General features: G+C 37.4%; 15 protein-coding genes. 1 reads left to right on the top strand and 14 read right to left on the bottom strand.

What is annotated here, in order from left to right; genetic code table 11:
• Positions 1 to 7 precede the first annotated feature (7 nt).
• Positions 8 to 820, bottom strand: coding sequence for a TIGR00266 family protein (locus tag AC25CA_RS07130; RefSeq protein ID WP_486816368.1), 813 nt, complete (start codon positions 818 to 820; stop codon positions 8 to 10).
• Positions 821 to 1,073: 253 nt separating this feature from the next.
• On the opposite strand from AC25CA_RS07130, the gene AC25CA_RS07125 reads away from it, so the two are divergent.
• A complete protein-coding gene (locus AC25CA_RS07125; RefSeq protein ID WP_486816367.1) occupies positions 1,074 to 1,751 on the top strand; it encodes a toxin-antitoxin system YwqK family antitoxin in 678 nt (225 codons plus the stop codon).
• 211 nt (positions 1,752 to 1,962) lie between these two features.
• Here the strand turns inward: AC25CA_RS07125 and AC25CA_RS07120 are convergent, their stop codons facing one another.
• The 13 genes from AC25CA_RS07120 to AC25CA_RS07060 all read right to left on the bottom strand — a co-directional run bounded on the left by AC25CA_RS07120 (position 1,963) and on the right by AC25CA_RS07060 (position 15,565).
• On the bottom strand, positions 1,963 to 2,862 hold the full coding sequence (locus AC25CA_RS07120; protein ID WP_486816366.1) for a tetratricopeptide repeat protein: 900 nt from the start codon (positions 2,860 to 2,862) through the stop codon (positions 1,963 to 1,965).
• Between the two features lie 469 nt (positions 2,863 to 3,331).
• Positions 3,332 to 3,544, bottom strand: coding sequence for a BREX system ATP-binding domain-containing protein (locus AC25CA_RS07115; protein WP_486816365.1), 213 nt, complete (start codon positions 3,542 to 3,544; stop codon positions 3,332 to 3,334).
• 66 nt (positions 3,545 to 3,610) lie between these two features.
• Positions 3,611 to 4,222, bottom strand: a complete 612-nt coding sequence (bioD, locus tag AC25CA_RS07110) for a dethiobiotin synthase (protein ID WP_486816364.1) — start codon at positions 4,220 to 4,222, stop codon at positions 3,611 to 3,613.
• A 1-nt stretch (position 4,223) separates the two neighbouring features.
• On the bottom strand, positions 4,224 to 5,423 hold the full coding sequence (bioA, locus tag AC25CA_RS07105) for an adenosylmethionine--8-amino-7-oxononanoate transaminase (RefSeq protein WP_486816363.1): 1,200 nt from the start codon (positions 5,421 to 5,423) through the stop codon (positions 4,224 to 4,226).
• Entirely contained in the window at positions 5,420 to 5,995 is a 576-nt protein-coding gene (locus AC25CA_RS07100; protein WP_486816362.1) for a biotin transporter BioY, read from the bottom strand. The genes bioA and AC25CA_RS07100 overlap by 4 nt, the downstream gene beginning before the upstream one ends.
• A gap of 10 nt (positions 5,996 to 6,005) precedes the next feature.
• On the bottom strand, positions 6,006 to 6,956 hold the full coding sequence (bioB, locus tag AC25CA_RS07095) for a biotin synthase BioB (protein ID WP_486816361.1): 951 nt from the start codon (positions 6,954 to 6,956) through the stop codon (positions 6,006 to 6,008).
• A 368-nt stretch (positions 6,957 to 7,324) separates the two neighbouring features.
• Complete coding sequence (locus AC25CA_RS07090) at positions 7,325 to 8,137, bottom strand: hypothetical protein (RefSeq protein WP_486816360.1); 813 nt, start codon at positions 8,135 to 8,137, stop codon at positions 7,325 to 7,327.
• 411 nt (positions 8,138 to 8,548) lie between these two features.
• A complete protein-coding gene (gene citF / locus AC25CA_RS07085; protein ID WP_486816359.1) occupies positions 8,549 to 10,093 on the bottom strand; it encodes a citrate lyase subunit alpha in 1,545 nt (514 codons plus the stop codon).
• A complete protein-coding gene (locus tag AC25CA_RS07080; protein WP_486816358.1) occupies positions 10,086 to 10,976 on the bottom strand; it encodes an HpcH/HpaI aldolase/citrate lyase family protein in 891 nt (296 codons plus the stop codon). The genes citF and AC25CA_RS07080 overlap by 8 nt, the downstream gene beginning before the upstream one ends.
• Positions 10,977 to 11,237, bottom strand: a complete 261-nt coding sequence (locus AC25CA_RS07075) for a citrate lyase subunit gamma (RefSeq protein ID WP_486816357.1) — start codon at positions 11,235 to 11,237, stop codon at positions 10,977 to 10,979. It lies immediately after the preceding gene.
• 32 nt (positions 11,238 to 11,269) lie between these two features.
• The gene (locus tag AC25CA_RS07070) at positions 11,270 to 12,436 is read right to left on the bottom strand and encodes a M20 family metallopeptidase (RefSeq protein ID WP_486816356.1); all 1,167 of its coding nucleotides are present in this window, start codon (positions 12,434 to 12,436) and stop codon (positions 11,270 to 11,272) included.
• Between the two features lie 273 nt (positions 12,437 to 12,709).
• A complete protein-coding gene (locus tag AC25CA_RS07065; RefSeq protein WP_486816355.1) occupies positions 12,710 to 14,125 on the bottom strand; it encodes a YfcC family protein in 1,416 nt (471 codons plus the stop codon).
• 144 nt (positions 14,126 to 14,269) lie between these two features.
• A complete protein-coding gene (locus AC25CA_RS07060; RefSeq protein WP_486816354.1) occupies positions 14,270 to 15,565 on the bottom strand; it encodes a hypothetical protein in 1,296 nt (431 codons plus the stop codon).
• Positions 15,566 to 15,687 lie beyond the last annotated feature (122 nt).

The raw sequence follows: 15,687 nt of genomic DNA, 5'->3' as shown, positions 1-15,687 counted from the left end.
ATCCTCCTTAGTCTCTTCCAAATAAGTTAGCAAGTCCCGCTAGTTCCTCAATGCCATTAGATGTGGCATTCTTTGTTTCCCCTTTACTACCACCCGCCGCACTCATCACTCGATCTGCCATTCTGCTGAATGGTAAGGATTGCAACCAGACTTCCCCTTGGCCACTAACGGTTCCAAGAAAAATACCCTCGCCGCCAAATAATGCACTTTTTACATCACCAGCAAACTGCACATCAAAGTCAACGCCTGCAGTCATTGCAACAAGACAGCCCGTATCAATTCGTAGTTTTTTACCTGCTGTTATTTGTTTTTTTATAATGGTTCCACCAGCATGAAGAAATACCATCCCGTCTCCCTCTAGTTTTTGCATAATAAATCCTTCACCACCAAAGAAGCCTGCACCAATTTTCTTTTGTAAATGAATGCCAACTGAAACCCCTTTAGCCGCACATAAGAATGCATCTTTCTGGCAAATGAGCGTGCCATTCATTTCTGTTAAATCTACGGGTATAACACTTCCTGGATAAGGAGCTCCAAATGCTACATGTGCTTTTCCACCTTGGACATTGGTAAATGCAGTCATAAATAGACCTTCGCCTGTTACCAATCGTTTTCCGGCACCCATCAATTTTCCCATCAAGCCTTTTCCTTTGCCTCTGCCGCTTCCATCACCAAAGATCGTTTCCATCTTGATCTTTTCATCCATGTACATCATTGCGCCCGCTTCTGCCAGAACCGCCTCTTCGCCATCAAGTTCAATTTCAACGAACTGCATATCATCTCCATATAACTTGTAATCTACCTCATGTGCCGTTTCCATAAATATTCCTCCTTGAAATTTAAAAGTTTGTTCCACTGTTTTTATCATAATTAGAAACGGAAATGTTTTACAATATGGCGGACGTCATTGATATTCATCCGAAAGTCATCTGTTTTTACATAAAAAATGACTTACGTCACTTTGCGTAAACGTAAGTCATTCTTCTCTATTTTTAGTTTTGTCTGTCTCTCTAGCATTCAACTTTCGATATGTTACAATTAGAATAGAAATGTAAGTGGAAGGGATGAATAAAATGCCAAAGAAATCAACGATACCCGAGGAAGTGATTGCTCAATACGATTTGATTGTTTCCAAAATACCAGAAATGGAACGAAAAGGCACAAATCTACCCTACACATCAATGAATGGAAATATGTATTCTATGATGCGTAAAGATGGTACACTCGGTATTCGCTTAAGTGCAGAGGACAGAAAAGCATTTATGGACAGGTATCAGGCTGTGCCTTTTGAAAACTATGGCTCCCTAATCAAAGAATATGTTGAAGTACCCGCCAATGTACTCGTAGATACGCAGACCATGATTTATTATATGAAGCGAAGTCATGCATATGCAAAAACCCTTAAAGTAAAACCGACTACAAAAACAAGAAAGAAACCCACCACAAATGAAGAAAAAAAAGTCACCCACTTAGTCGGGAAAAGCTATAAAAATGGCCAAGTACAATCAACGATTCAAGGTAATTTGCTTACAATTTACTTTGTTGATGGCTCCATTAAAGCCCAGGGTAAAATCCGTCAAGAAAAAATGAATGGAAAGTGGATTTTTAATAGAAAAGGTGGCGATTTGTTGCAAATTGGACATTTTAAAGACGATATTAAAAATGGTGAATGGATTCGCTATGATTCAAAAGGCGAAATTGCCTATCATGTCGAGTTTTCAAACGGAAAAATCGTGAAGAAATTCTTATAAATACAACCTCATGAATTTGATCCACCTGCCAACAACTCAGTAATGCAAAATCTCCAGCCCTCAAAAGATAGCTGGAGATTTAATCTATGCAGAAACTTCTCTAGTGAATTATAACTCTATCAAGTTATAGCGTAGTTATTGGAATTCGATTTGTATGGCAATCTTATCCATTTTTCAATATTCTATAGCTGAAGGATGGACCTCCATTATTTTAGTTTTCGTTTTCAAGCTCCTTTATTGCCAATCTATGTTTTGCTTGCTCTGCAATCCACAATCGGTTTCCTTGTTCCACCGTCAATCGATAATTTTTTTCTGCCAAACTCCAATCTCCCATCTGGTCATCCATCTGAGCCAGTCGATACAGAATACTCACTCTAACCCTCGCGCTGATCTTTTCTTGCAACAATGCATGAAAAGCCGATCGACTTTCCTCGTACCTCTCCAAAAAGAACAACCTTTCAGCCATTTGTGCTTTTACAGCGACTTGCATCCGCCGATTATACGTCGTTAATAGAGGCATTTGTGTCTCGAATAATTGCTCCGCTTGATCCAATTCACCCAGCTCAAAATGACACGAAATCAGATTTAATACATATACTAATTTTGAACCATTTTTATCGGATAATCGTTCGACGTTCACAGACAACAATTCTTCCTTGGCTTCTTGGAATTCACCTTCTAAAATCAGACCTGCAGCTAGGTCAATCTGTAAAAATGCACGAAACTTTGGATTCTTCCCGGTAATACACATTTGTGATTCCGTCGCAACAATAAAAGCATTTGGATCACAATCCACCTCCAACAAGCTAAGTCTTTTCTTTTGTCGATATAATGACCAAGCAAGATATCCTACAATAATGATTATCCAGGTTGTCACTCCAGAAAGGAGAATATTTCCCGTGGCCATATTCAAACAAATCATCACAATCAATGTAATCAGGACTAGAAAAAGTCGATTTTTCCTACGTCCATCATCCTTTTTCCCAAAATAACCTGCACTAAGAACCAGCCAAGAGGCGATACCCGCCAAAATAGGATTCCCCGTAAGTAGATCCAAACCCAATAACACAATAGCCGCCAACGCAAACCACTTAATCCAATATTTCCCCATGATGTTCTCCCTTTATTGATGTCTTAACCTACTTTGTATTCTTCTTTCCTCACAAAATATATAAAGCTTTTCTAAATCCAATCAAGCATTCTCCAGAATTAACTTGACCAATTGATTGTGTTTCCGCTATATTCTTATTTCTTCGATTTTCTTCCTATCGAATACCATGACTATTATACACGACTTTTCTCCATATGATTTGACTCCTCGCAGAATTATCCATTTATTTACATATATACAATGAGCGATATCAAAAAATCAGGATACAAGCCTCCGATAAACGATCGGAGACATGTATCCTGAAGTTGATCTTCTAATTCCATAACGGCTATAAAACTTGTCAACTTTTCAATCAACTTATTCTCTACAGCTTGTCTACCTGCATAAAACCCCCACCATTAAAGATCATTTTTTCTCCGGTATTAAGCGAGTTAACAAACTCTGACACTTTGTTTCCGTTCTTTACTTTTTAGATCTGAGCTTCTCTTCTTGCAACATTCGAAACCAAATGAGTCTTTCCAACTCCGGCTTCGCCATGGATCAGACATACTCCAAACTCACCCTCTAGAACTTTATCAAAATCTTTAACGATTTCCTCAATTTCATTCTCTCTTCCCAAAATAAATGGTTCCTGATTGAATTCCATGTCTTGGCTACATACTCTAGCTGGTTTTATATCCATGTCAACATCCCTCTCTCCATAAAAAGCATTCTTTTTCTTTCTTGCTATTGAATGAATCGAAGACCATCAATTAGATTGAAGATATTCTCTGATCACTTTCGCATTATCCAACATAATTAGATCTGGCCTTTTCCCATAATTATTGATTTCCAGATGTTGAATTCGAATATTGGCATTCCGAAGCAAGGTGATCGTCATCAAAGCATGATTAATACACCCAAGCTTATTTCCGACAACTAGATCCACGCCAACCTCTTCCTCTTCATTTATTTCTCTGATCAAATCTAACTGATTAAAGCTTCTTGTTAATGGTACCATTAATCCACCTGCCAGTTCCACAAAAAAAGAGAGACAACTTCCATCCTTCTTGTTTTTTTCACAGCATTTACGATACTGCGTAAGGATAAACACTTTGACCCGATCCACATCAACCTGTACCTGATCAATCTCTGCTGCTAAATGCGGACTGGCAGGCACAGTAAAGAAATAGGTATTAATCTCTTCGAGATTCTTGCCCATTATTTCAGAATACCCATATGCATCGGATTGAGAAATATCTTTAAAGGAATTAAACCCAGTCTCGATAGGTTTAATTACGCACGCACCTTTTCGTGCAAGTTGTCTTCCATAAAAGGTCTTTCCCGCATCTGTATCCGTACCAACAATAAATCGAATCATATCATGCCTCCGTTTTTTCAAACCACGCTTTTAATGTATTCGTAATCTCGATCAACTCATCTTCTCTAATGATATAGGGTGGCATGGTGTACATAAAAGATAAGAAAGGGCGATTCCAAATTCCACGCTCATAGGCAAATTCACCAAACCCCTCTAGAACACTCGGATCATAGACTTCAATGCACGCGCAGGCGCCCATCACCCGAATCTCTTTGATCTGAGGTGACTGAAGATTTTTCATTTCTTTTTTTAAAATTTTCTCTATTCTTTTTATTTTCTCCATATAATTTTCATTCAAAAAAATCTCAATGCTCTTCAAACTCATCGTGCAAGCCAATGCATTCCCCATAAATGTTGGACCATGCATGAATGCCTTCGATGGATCATCCGAATAGAAGCCCTGGTATACGCGCTTGTTCACGATCGTTGCCGCATGACCCATATATCCACCTGTTAAAGCCTTGCCCAGCACAATGATATCTGGGCATACACAATCAGCGACAAACATGCGGCCGGTTCTTCCAAATCCTGTTACCACCTCGTCAAAAATCAACAAAATATCAAATTCATCACAAAGTTCTCTTGCACGTTCCAAAAAGGAAACATCATACATCTTCATCCCCGCTGCTCCTTGCAACAAGGGTTCAACAAGTAAAGCCGCTACTGTTTGATGCTTTTCACGGATCATACGCTCAAGTGAATCGATCCGAATATCAATGTGGTAAACGCCATCCTTATCTGAAAACACTTGATGATAATCCTCATCGTCTCCCACAGCCATCGCTTTGAACGTATCACCATGATAGGCTTCTTTTAATGCAATAATCTCTTTCTTGTTTTTTTGACCACGGTTGTTGTAAAACTGTATTGCCATTTTAAGCGCCACCTCTACACCAACACTTCCCGAATCCGAATAGAAGGCATAATCCAAATCCTTGGGTAATATCTCTTTTAATTTGGCGGTTAACTTTTCTACGGGCTCATGTGTCAGTCCCGCTAGCATGACATGAGAAAATTTCTCCATTTGTTCAATCCCAGCTCGATTCATCTCCGGATGAGAATAACCATGAATCATACACCACCAAGATGAAATCGAATCGATTAAAACTTTGTTTTCAGTATGTAAATACACACCCTTCGCCTTGATAATTTTATGCGGGGTCTTCCTATTCTTCATTTGCGTATACGGATGCCAAATCATGATCGACTTTCTCCTTTTCTCTTATGTCCAACTACCTGATAAATTCTTACACCAGCTCCGCTGATCACAATCGCTAAAATCAAATCTGCAAGTAATGCAGGTGAAAAGATCGACAGCAATGCTGCAGAATATCCGAACGGTGTACCCAGTACATGCTGATAGATTACCGCTAAATACAGCATCCCTATGATCCACACCAAGATTGTAGAAACAATCGCACCTGTCGCAACCCATCGCACATCCGCATAGCCTCGCTTTTCTTCAGCTGCTTCCCGAAACGCTCCCGATATATAAGCAGCTGCGATAAATGCCAGAATAAAACCAAATGTCGGCTTTAAGATATACCCGAACCCACCTCCCGATGCAAACCATGGAATACCCATCAATCCGCCAAAAGCATAGACTGCCGCTGAAATTGCTCCGTTTCGACTGCCAAGAAGAATTCCTGCAAGAATCACAAAGGTCAACTGCAGAGTAAAACTTCCAACAACAGGCGCCGGCACTTTAATAAATGCACCAATAGCAATCATGGTTGTTAATAAAGATATTCTTGTTAAATCTCTCGTCTTCATTTCTTCTCCTTTATACACGATAACCTAATTTTCGAATCATTTTCACATCACTATCCGTATCATTCCCATAGGTTGTTAAAAGCTCCCCTGTGATGGTTCCGTTTACACCACTTGCAAACAGCTCTCTTCCAAAATCCGTCAGCAGATTTCTCCCTCCCGCTAATCGAATCACAGCATGTGGATGGATGAAGCGATAAATTGATGCTATCTTAATAAACTCTTCTTGAGTAACTTTTTCAACTCCCGCCAGTGGTGTTCCTTCAATCGCATTCAATAAGTTAAGTGGAATTGATTGAATCTTTAAAGCCTTCAACTCAAAAGCCATATCAATTCGATCTTCTACGGTTTCGCCTAAACCAATAATTCCCCCACAGCAGACTTCCAAACCGGATCTTTGTGCCGCTTTGATCGTTTGAATTTTTTCATCATATGTATGCGTGGTACAAATGCTAGGGAAAAACCGACGTGATGTTTCCAAGTTATTGTGATAACGCACCACACCTGCCGCCTTCAACTTCAATAAGCTTTCATATCCCAATAGACCAAGGGAAGCACAAAGCTTGATTAGGCTTTTCTCACGAATCGATTGATAAATAGAACAGATCTTATCGACTTCTTTTTCTGATGCCCGTTTCCCAGATGTTACAATCGAATATCGGCCAACACCTTTTTTTTCATTTATTATGGCATCGTTCACAATTATTTCTTCTTTCCGCAAAGGAAATACTTCACTCTTGGTGTGATAATGCCCTGACTGTGCACAGTACTTGCAATCTTCCGAGCACTCCCCACTCTTCCCGTTGATAATCGTACATAAATCAAAAGATTCTCCACAAAAAACGATACGAAGTTGATTGGCTTGTTTAACCAACTCTTCAACCGGTAACTCGTATAAAAGCATCGCTTCCTCTTTTGTAATTTCATAACCATTGATAATTTTATCCGTTACTTGCTCAATCACATCATCACTCCTACTAAACTGTTTTTTATAGGATAACGCCTCTGCAATAAATTGTCAACTTTAAGAAAACGTTTAGTTTACAATAGCTATTATAACCTACTCATTATCTATACCGGTTACAAACTATAATAAAATCAAGTCAATGATATGACAGGCATTCCACCTTTCATTAACGTGATATTTACGTCATGATACTGTCGCTTTGTATTCTTTTAAAATCATCACATAATCCATAAAAAAAAAGCGAAAAGAATATTCTTCTTTTCGCTTTTTTTATTTGCTTAATTAACAAACATTGCATTATTTATCCCAATACCAGACTTATTGACAACACATGATTGTACCATTTTATTCTTGTAATTGAGAATTCATAGTACATTGTGTAAGGTATGGTTTCTTAACTCTACAAATTCTTTAAAATCGTAAAAAAACAAAATTTTCTTATCAGATACGTTCAATTTTGTTGGCTTATCTTCATTAATAAATGTAACAAAACTTTCAGCAAAATCATCCACAGGACTGTTTGCCGCCTCTTTGTTTACAAATTCATCTTCATAGTAAGCATAAAATTCAGAATCTTTTTTCTCATTTTCTTCTAAATATTCTTGATAAATATCTGCCCAATATTTATCAAAGAAAAGATGCATATATGATGACAAATTAAATTGCTCATTATATTCTTCATCTGACTGCAGATTCTTAATTTCATCTACCCGTAATTGGCTATTATCAGTCACTATGGCTACTCCAATTTCCTTTAAGAAATCGTGAGTTAATTCAATTTCAATTCCATCTAAATCAACCACTTTATTTGATAATAGTGATGAAGCGATCATATTCACTTTAAGTTCTTCATAACTTTCATCTAACTTATAGTTTCCATATCGATCAAAAAAGTCATTGTAATAATCTTTAACAATTTCGCCTTTCCTATTGAACACTAAAGTGAAATATTTTTCTTCACTATTATCTATATGTGCAAGTCCAATATAGTTGTTAAATGATAAACTAAAATGCACATTTTTTAAATCCACATCCTTGCTTGAATATTCTTTTTCTAAATAACTCTGCATAGCATTTTCCACTTTGATATTGGTGTATTTTAGACCCCCAATCGAAACGAGAGCGATTAAAATCAACGATATTACCATTATTTTTATACTCTTACTTTTTCTTTTCATTTCTCATTACGTCCTCCCTTTCACCGTTTATGTTAAGTTGATAGATCACCTATTTCCTCACGATTTTCTTCCCTTATTTTATCAAACTCTATCTCATTATCCACATTATATTATCCTTAAATCAGGCTAGCAAAACCGCTTTCCAAGATCGGCAATAAACACTCTGAAAAGCCGAACTTTTCACAAATAAACCTAAAAAATTATAACCATTCTAAAAATCATCCGTAATTTTAGTATACAGAAATATAATGATTTCAAATACTAGCAACATGCAATACTGTAAAAAATTATACATCAAGGAATCCATTTAATAAAAAGTACTCCTCTGATTCGAGGAGTACTTTGACTCAATTTAAAAATTCCGTTGCTTCATTCGCAAAATTTTAATCACTTTCCCTTGCCCGACTTAGCTTACTCATCCACCCTATAGATAAGATCTAAAACTGTACCATCACGATACTCAATTACACCAACAATCTCATCTGTGTATTTTATTTTTTCTGGTTTCCCAGTCAACTTTTCAACATTTTTTCTTAATTCTTGAATTGATAATACTTCTAAATCCGTTTCATTCAATTTTTTTCGCAGTTCCATTCTTCTTGGATTAACACAAATGCCTCTTTCAGTAACTAGTATATCTATGGTTTCCCCTGGAGTTGCAATATTGGTCACTTTCTCTACCACGATTGGAATTCTTTTTCTCATTGTTGGCGCAACCACCACAGTGATTTTTGAACCAGCAGCTGTATCCGGTGCACCTCCAAGCGCACCCATAATCATCCCCGTTGATCCAGTAATCGAATTCAAATTAAAGGACTCATCAATCTCCGTTGCAGATAAAATCATGACATCCAGTTGATGTGCCGTACATGATTTGTTATGAGGATTGGCATACATTGATGCTGACATTTCAACATGATTCGCATTTTCTTTCAAAGAGCGAACTGCCCTCGCATCAAATGTTTGAGTGTCCAAAAGCACCTTGAATAACCCATCTCTTAACATATCTACCAAATAGCCCGTAACACCACCTGCTGCAAAACTTCCTACGATTTCATTTTTCTCCATATAGCTTCTAAGAAACTTACAAACTGCTAAAGAAGGTCCGCCAGATCCTGCTTGAAATGAGAAACCATTTTTTATACACCCTAGAGCAATTAATACTTTAGCTGCATTTTCTGCTATCAGTAAATCTGTGGGATTATTTGTAACTCGAGTTGCTCCGGAAGCAATTTTATTCGAATCCCCGATGTTATCTACCTCTACAACATAATCAACCAATGTCATTGGAATCGAGATATTCCATATTGGAAAAGGTTGCAAATTATCTGTAATTGCTACTACAGAATCAGCATATTGGGCATCAACAATGGGATATCCCATCGCTCCAAATGCTGAAGGTCCTTCGATGCCGTTCATATTCCCCATATCGTCACAACAGGCGGCTGCAATAAAAGCAACATCAATTTTAATATTGCCTTCTTCTATCGCTCTCGCTCTTCCACCGTGTGTCCGAAACACCACAGGTCTTCCCAATATATTTTCTTTCGATTGTAATTTTCCAAGCGTTCCTCGTAATCCCGATGTACTAATGTCCGTTACAACACCATTTCTTATATGTTCAATTAACGGTTCATGCGCAGAAGATAAAGAGGATACGTGAATCGTTATATTTTTTATCCCTAATTCAGCAATTTCATTGAGGACTAAATTCATTACCTCATCACCATTTCTTAAATGATGATGAAACGATATGGCCATACCATCCTTCAAATTTACTCGCTGAATCGCTTCTTTAACACTTCCTAACTTCTTCTGTTGTCCAGGAAATGAGCATGCATTTCTCACTGACACCTTTTCCCCAGTCGGTATGGTACTAAACGGTCCGGCATAGCATGTCGTTTTTCCATATCCATAAATCGATTTTGGTATTTCTCTTCCAGACTCGTTACTCATCAATACCTCCATTTTCTATTGTGACTTGCGCAAGTTTTAATACGCGCTTAGCCTTTTCAATAACAGGAATATCAACCATTTTACCTTCTACCAATATTACGCCACCCTCATTAATATTTGCAGCTTGAGAGGCCTTTAAAATTTTAATTGCCCATTCAATTTCCTCTTCACTTGGCGAGTAGATGTCATGAACAAGTGGTATTTGAGACGGATGAACACATGACTTGCCAGCGAAGCCAATCGCCTTTGCATTCTTCACTTCTGCTAAAAAACCTTCAACATCAGCAATATCCGCATATACTGTATCAATCGCATCCACACCAGCAATACTTGCATTTAACACAATCAATCCTCTCGCATACGCCAATTCGACGCCGTTTTTTGTTCGATTCACACCCAATGTTCTAGTAAAATCTTCTGCACCAAAAGAAATAGATATAACCCGTTTTGATGCTGTTGCTATAGAAAGAGAATGATGAACACCTTTTGGCGTCTCAAGCGAACATTGTATCTTCACACTTCCATTTTCAATATTGTTTTTTTCTTCAACTTCATCCAAAAGTTCTGCCAACGTTCTGACATCAAGCTTACTTTCACACATAGGAAGTCTGATCTTCCTTAAACCTGCTTTTACAAGTTCGCGAACATCCTCTTCTCCAAATTCACCATCAAGCGAATTAATCCTTGCAAACACTTCACAGCCTTTATAATCAACACTTTTTAATGCTTCTACCAACAAGTCCCGAGAAGCAATTTTATCTTTGTATGCAACTGAATCCTCCAAATCAAACAAAATACAATCTGGCTTATAAATCATTGCTGTAAACAACAATTTTGGATTGCTTGCAGGGCAAAATAACATCGTTCTTCTCAAATTACTCATTTAGCCTCTCCTTGACATTGCTTCCCGTAATGCTGTTTTCGTGCGCGCCTTTATCACAAAATCTAGGGCTCCAAAATCATTTACAATAATTTTAGCTCCTTTCACACCTAGATCTTCTGCCCCACCTTTTACAGCATTCCTCATTTGATTTCCAAACAATTTCTCTATTTTAGAATAAATCTCAATATCAATATCACCATCAGTCAACATAACTGTGACAACACAATCAGACTTTCGCTCATAACCACACGTTATCGTCATAGGTCTCCTCCCCCCAGAAATCCTGTATCGAATTATCTATTCGTTTTATTCGTCTCAAACTCTTCCTTCATCGCGCTCCATAGCTGCTCGTCTACGATTAGATCATAAACCGAATAAGCTAATATTTTTGTCGCAAGTATCGTTGCATCATGCGCCTTTTCTGTTTTCCCGGCATCGAGATAAGTTTGCGAGTGTGAGGATGCTCCCTTTGGAACAAAAGCTACTCGAATACAAGATCCAGGTAACTCGTACATCACATTTCCAAAATCTGTTGATCCAGTCTTCTCTCTAGGCGCACTTATTGCTGGTGCATTTAATTCTCTTGCATTTTTCATCAGCAAATCATTTAGAACCTTTACTGGGATCTTATTATTCAAAGCCTTAAGTAAGGTCACTTTGTACTCTGTTTCTGTCATTAAAGCCGCACCTTTTACTATTTTCTCAAATCGTTCTACAACTTGATTTAAATATTCGCGATCATAAGACCTGAGAGAAAATTCCACTGATGCATACTTTGGAACAACATTTGACGGTCCGCCGCCATTGATTATCGAATAGTGAATTCTCACATCATCACGAACATGCTCCCTTAAAAATTCAACTCCATTTGCCAATAATAATACACTGTCTAATGCACTTCTTCCCTCTTCTGGTTTTAATGCCGCATGAGAGCTTCTTCCATGGAACTCAACTAGCATCTTATTCATTGCAAGAGATTTCAAATCGGTTGTAGTCGTTGGTGATCCATGCATCATCAAAGCCACTTCAATATCCTTAAAGCATCCATTTTCGAGCATTTTGATCTTTCCGCCAAAAGTTTCTTCTGCAGGTGTACCATATACAACTAATTTATAATTCTCATTTTTTACAACCTCTTTAATCGCTGTTGCGGCATATACAATTGATGGGCCTTGCATTTGATGTGCACAAGCATGTCCTATCCCTTCTATCGCATCATATTCACATAATAGCCCAATAGCAGGACCACCATCGCCATTTTGATAAACAGCTCTAAAGGCAGTTTCCAAACCACCCACGCCTCGTTCAACGGTGAAACCATTTTCTTCTAAATAACCAGTTAAAGTCTGTAAGGCTTCAAATTCTTGGCCCCCTATTTCTGGATTATCAAATATTGTATCTGCCATATCGGTGATACTCGTTCTATTTTGATCAATTCTTGACCCAAGTTTAGTTTTCATATGTTTTTGCATGCCTTCTTACCGGGCATACTCTCCTCCATAATTTTTGTATTATTTTTCTTTAATCCTTGACGACTCACGATCTCAATATCATAGACTCAAAACTTTCAATGCAATCATCTATTTCCAACATCGAGAAAGAGCGTGAATAAACTCCGTATAGTTGTTTTCCTATACGGAGCATTCATCAACATTCGTATAAGAGCCAAAAAGTCATCAACTATGAATATATCGCTTATCCTAATATTCTATGAATCATTATGCAATCTTTTTTTAAAAAGGTCCATAGTTAATCGCATATGCAATTAGCAAAAGTGCGCTTCCCGTAATGACCCAAATACCAAATAGCTTCCACATATACTTCATCCATCTATCATAAGGAATATTAGAAATCGCTAGCATACCCATCAAAGCTGAAGACGTAGGAAGAACGTAATTCGAAAAACCATCCCCAAAGTTAAACGCGAGTACAGCTGTTTGTCTAGTAACTCCTACTAAATCAGCAACAGGAATCATAATTGGCATAGTAACTGCCGCTTGACCGCTTCCTGAAACAATAAAGCAGTTAATGATAATTTGAGAAAAAAACATTCCCACTGCTCTTAGCGGTCCTGGCAATACAAGCAAACCAGAAGCAAGGGAGCGAACAACTGTATCTAAAATATTTCCATCCACTAGAATAATTGATGTCGCTCGTGCGATACCAATTAGAAGAGCTCCAAATACCAATTTCCTTGCACCAGAAACAAATTCTGTCGCAACTCTACTTGGTCCCATGCCACCTGCAAAACCACCGATAATGGCCATCCAAATAAACATTGCAGAGTTATTGTTCGTTTTCCAACCCCAATGAGTACTACCGTACATAATGCAAGCGAAAGCCCCTACTACTACCGCCAAAACTAAGAAATGTTTCAATTCGGCTTTTGGAAACTCTTCAACACCTGTCGACAAGTTTTTTTCTTGTTGCTCCAGTTCAAATACAATACTAGATTCCGGATTACTTCGTATTTTTTTAGCATAGCGAATAATATAGATGTTTGTCACAATCAAAAATACGACTAAGCTTGCAAATCGAAATCCAATCCCTGAGAACATCGGCAACTCTGCAATTGTTTGAGCCACCCCAGTAGAAAATGGATTTAATGTACCTGTACCAAATCCAATCGCGCCGCCCAGCATGACCATGGATACGCCAACCAAGGCATCAAACCCCATACTCCGGGCTAAAATGATAGCAATAGGCGCAAATCCAATAAAGGTATTTACCCCCATCGAAGTACACGCTAAAGCAAATATTGTTACAAAAGCTGGAATAATAATATTCTCATTACCAGAGAACTTCTTAGTTAACATCGTTGTGAATACTTGAAAGACACCGGTAGCAATTATTACCTGAAATGCACCACCTACAATCAAAATGATGAAAATTATGCTACTTGACTTATTTAAGGAAGCAACAATTTTATCAGGTATATCGAATAAACTAACAGGAGTATTCTCTACATATTCAAACTGATCTGCCACTACAATCGTTTTCCCGACCACTTCATCTTTAACTCGCTCGTACTGACCAGCTGGTATTACATAAGTAAGAAGTGCAGCTAAAAGAACAATACTCATTATAATTACATAGGTGTGAGGAAAAGACATCTTCCCTCTAAACTTACTCTCTTTACCTTTATTCATTTTACCCTCCTTTGTTTTTGGTCCACTTACCGACATGTCTTAAATTAAAGATAACATAATCTTCTCAAAAGAGCAAGAGTCAAAAAAAAAGAATTTTTGCCGTAGAATTTAATTTCCACCAGCAAAAATTCGCCTCTCTTTTATCTATAAATTCATTTGATATATTTTTTTAGGCCGCCCCTTCGTATTATCACTACTTTTCCCAACATTTTCAGCAACGCTTCCTGCCTCAAGTTTATTCAAAATTCTCAATGCGCTTCGCTGGCTCAAATTTAAAAATTCCGCTAAATCCTCCGCGCTAAACTTATTATCCCCTCTTTGCGATACAATGGCTTTTATCATAGATAAGTATTTCTCACTCACACCTGTTTTTTTAGAAATTTTAGCGAGCTTTTCATCAACACTTACCAAACGATAACTCAGATTATAGCTATTCATTCCAAAAAAAGGACCGGTCAATGTCGAGTCATCATCAACAATATAACAACCACTCTTTTCTTCCTTCATTGCATGTTTTAATGCAATTCGAGAGTTTTTTTCAGAACGCATAATTGAATTTCCGTATCCTATACCTGTTGAAAATGAAATCTCTAACTTTTCAGATTGCTCTACAAGCATACCGATCTTGCTCTCAACATCTCCAATTCCAATAAATCCTCTCGTTGTAAAAATCATATACTCATTATGACCAAATTTTAAATAAGTGCCTTCAATCTCATGCGTATAATCGATTAGAATACTATCAAACCGATTCAGCAATTTTAACTGGTTGTATTTTGTAATCTTGTCCTCTTTTGAATCGTTGATTCTAATAATTTGTACAGCAACTTGAGTACTTTTAATTTTCTCTGTTCCAGCTATTGCTATCGCTCTTTTTATGCTTTCTCTCAACAAAACCCTAGAAGGCAATACGCGATACGCTTTATACCCTTCTTGTATCAATCGACAATATACTTTATAGTTTGATGAAATGATCGCTTCAGTCTTACCCTTATCGCAATTGTTTTTGTGGAAGTGATAGATTTCATCTAAATCCACTTTTGATGAATCCCCTATCAATTGTATTTCTTTCGTTGGGATCTCCAGTATCTCCAACATTTTTATGATCTGACTTTCAGGAGAACGATCAATACTTACTCTAGTAAAATCTAAATTTTCATTTCTGATTCGCCAAAACGCTTCAATCAAAGTTTCATTAGATTTTGATACAGCAAAATAAGGAATGTCGATTAATGTATTCCGCTTGAAATAATTATATGGATATCTCCCTGTAAACATAATAATGTCAATGTCAGATGTCCGTTTTATAAACGTAAGAATATCAGATACCTTTGTATACGAATAAAATACAAACTCTGCGGCATTATGAAACTCTTCAGATATTAGCTTAACCAGTTCAATTGAATCTTCAACTCCAATAATACAAATCTTGCTTTTCAAATTACGCACCCCCTTATATGTGACATTCATTTACGAAAAAATAGAGTCCTCTTGTCTAGATTATAGCACATTCGTTATCTGACCTACTATCAAAATAACTTCTGTAATCGTAGATAAAAGCG

This window comes from Gottschalkiaceae bacterium SANA, assembly GCA_036323355.1.
In the GTDB taxonomy this organism is placed as follows: domain Bacteria; phylum Bacillota; class Clostridia; order Tissierellales; family GPF-1; genus GPF-1.
The sequence above is the reverse complement of the archived record's forward strand: the minus strand, read 5'-3'. Positions and strand labels throughout refer to the sequence as shown.

What these genes read in the sequence shown, in the direction of transcription:
- AC25CA_RS07130 (WP_486816368.1), bottom strand. Translation starts at nt 820, where the DNA reads ATGGAAACGGCACATGAGGTAGATTACAAGTTATATGGAGATGATATG.
- AC25CA_RS07125 (WP_486816367.1), top strand. Translation starts at nt 1,074, where the DNA reads ATGCCAAAGAAATCAACGATACCCGAGGAAGTGATTGCTCAATACGAT.
- AC25CA_RS07120 (WP_486816366.1), bottom strand. Translation starts at nt 2,862, where the DNA reads ATGGGGAAATATTGGATTAAGTGGTTTGCGTTGGCGGCTATTGTGTTA.
- AC25CA_RS07115 (WP_486816365.1), bottom strand. Translation starts at nt 3,544, where the DNA reads ATGGATATAAAACCAGCTAGAGTATGTAGCCAAGACATGGAATTCAAT.
- bioD (WP_486816364.1), bottom strand. Translation starts at nt 4,222, where the DNA reads ATGATTCGATTTATTGTTGGTACGGATACAGATGCGGGAAAGACCTTT.
- bioA (WP_486816363.1), bottom strand. Translation starts at nt 5,423, where the DNA reads ATGATTTGGCATCCGTATACGCAAATGAAGAATAGGAAGACCCCGCAT.
- AC25CA_RS07100 (WP_486816362.1), bottom strand. Translation starts at nt 5,995, where the DNA reads ATGAAGACGAGAGATTTAACAAGAATATCTTTATTAACAACCATGATT.
- AC25CA_RS07090 (WP_486816360.1), bottom strand. Translation starts at nt 8,137, where the DNA reads ATGAAAAGAAAAAGTAAGAGTATAAAAATAATGGTAATATCGTTGATT.
- citF (WP_486816359.1), bottom strand. Translation starts at nt 10,093, where the DNA reads ATGAGTAACGAGTCTGGAAGAGAAATACCAAAATCGATTTATGGATAT.
- AC25CA_RS07080 (WP_486816358.1), bottom strand. Translation starts at nt 10,976, where the DNA reads ATGAGTAATTTGAGAAGAACGATGTTATTTTGCCCTGCAAGCAATCCA.
- AC25CA_RS07075 (WP_486816357.1), bottom strand. Translation starts at nt 11,237, where the DNA reads ATGACGATAACGTGTGGTTATGAGCGAAAGTCTGATTGTGTTGTCACA.
- AC25CA_RS07070 (WP_486816356.1), bottom strand. Translation starts at nt 12,436, where the DNA reads ATGAAAACTAAACTTGGGTCAAGAATTGATCAAAATAGAACGAGTATC.
- AC25CA_RS07065 (WP_486816355.1), bottom strand. Translation starts at nt 14,125, where the DNA reads ATGAATAAAGGTAAAGAGAGTAAGTTTAGAGGGAAGATGTCTTTTCCT.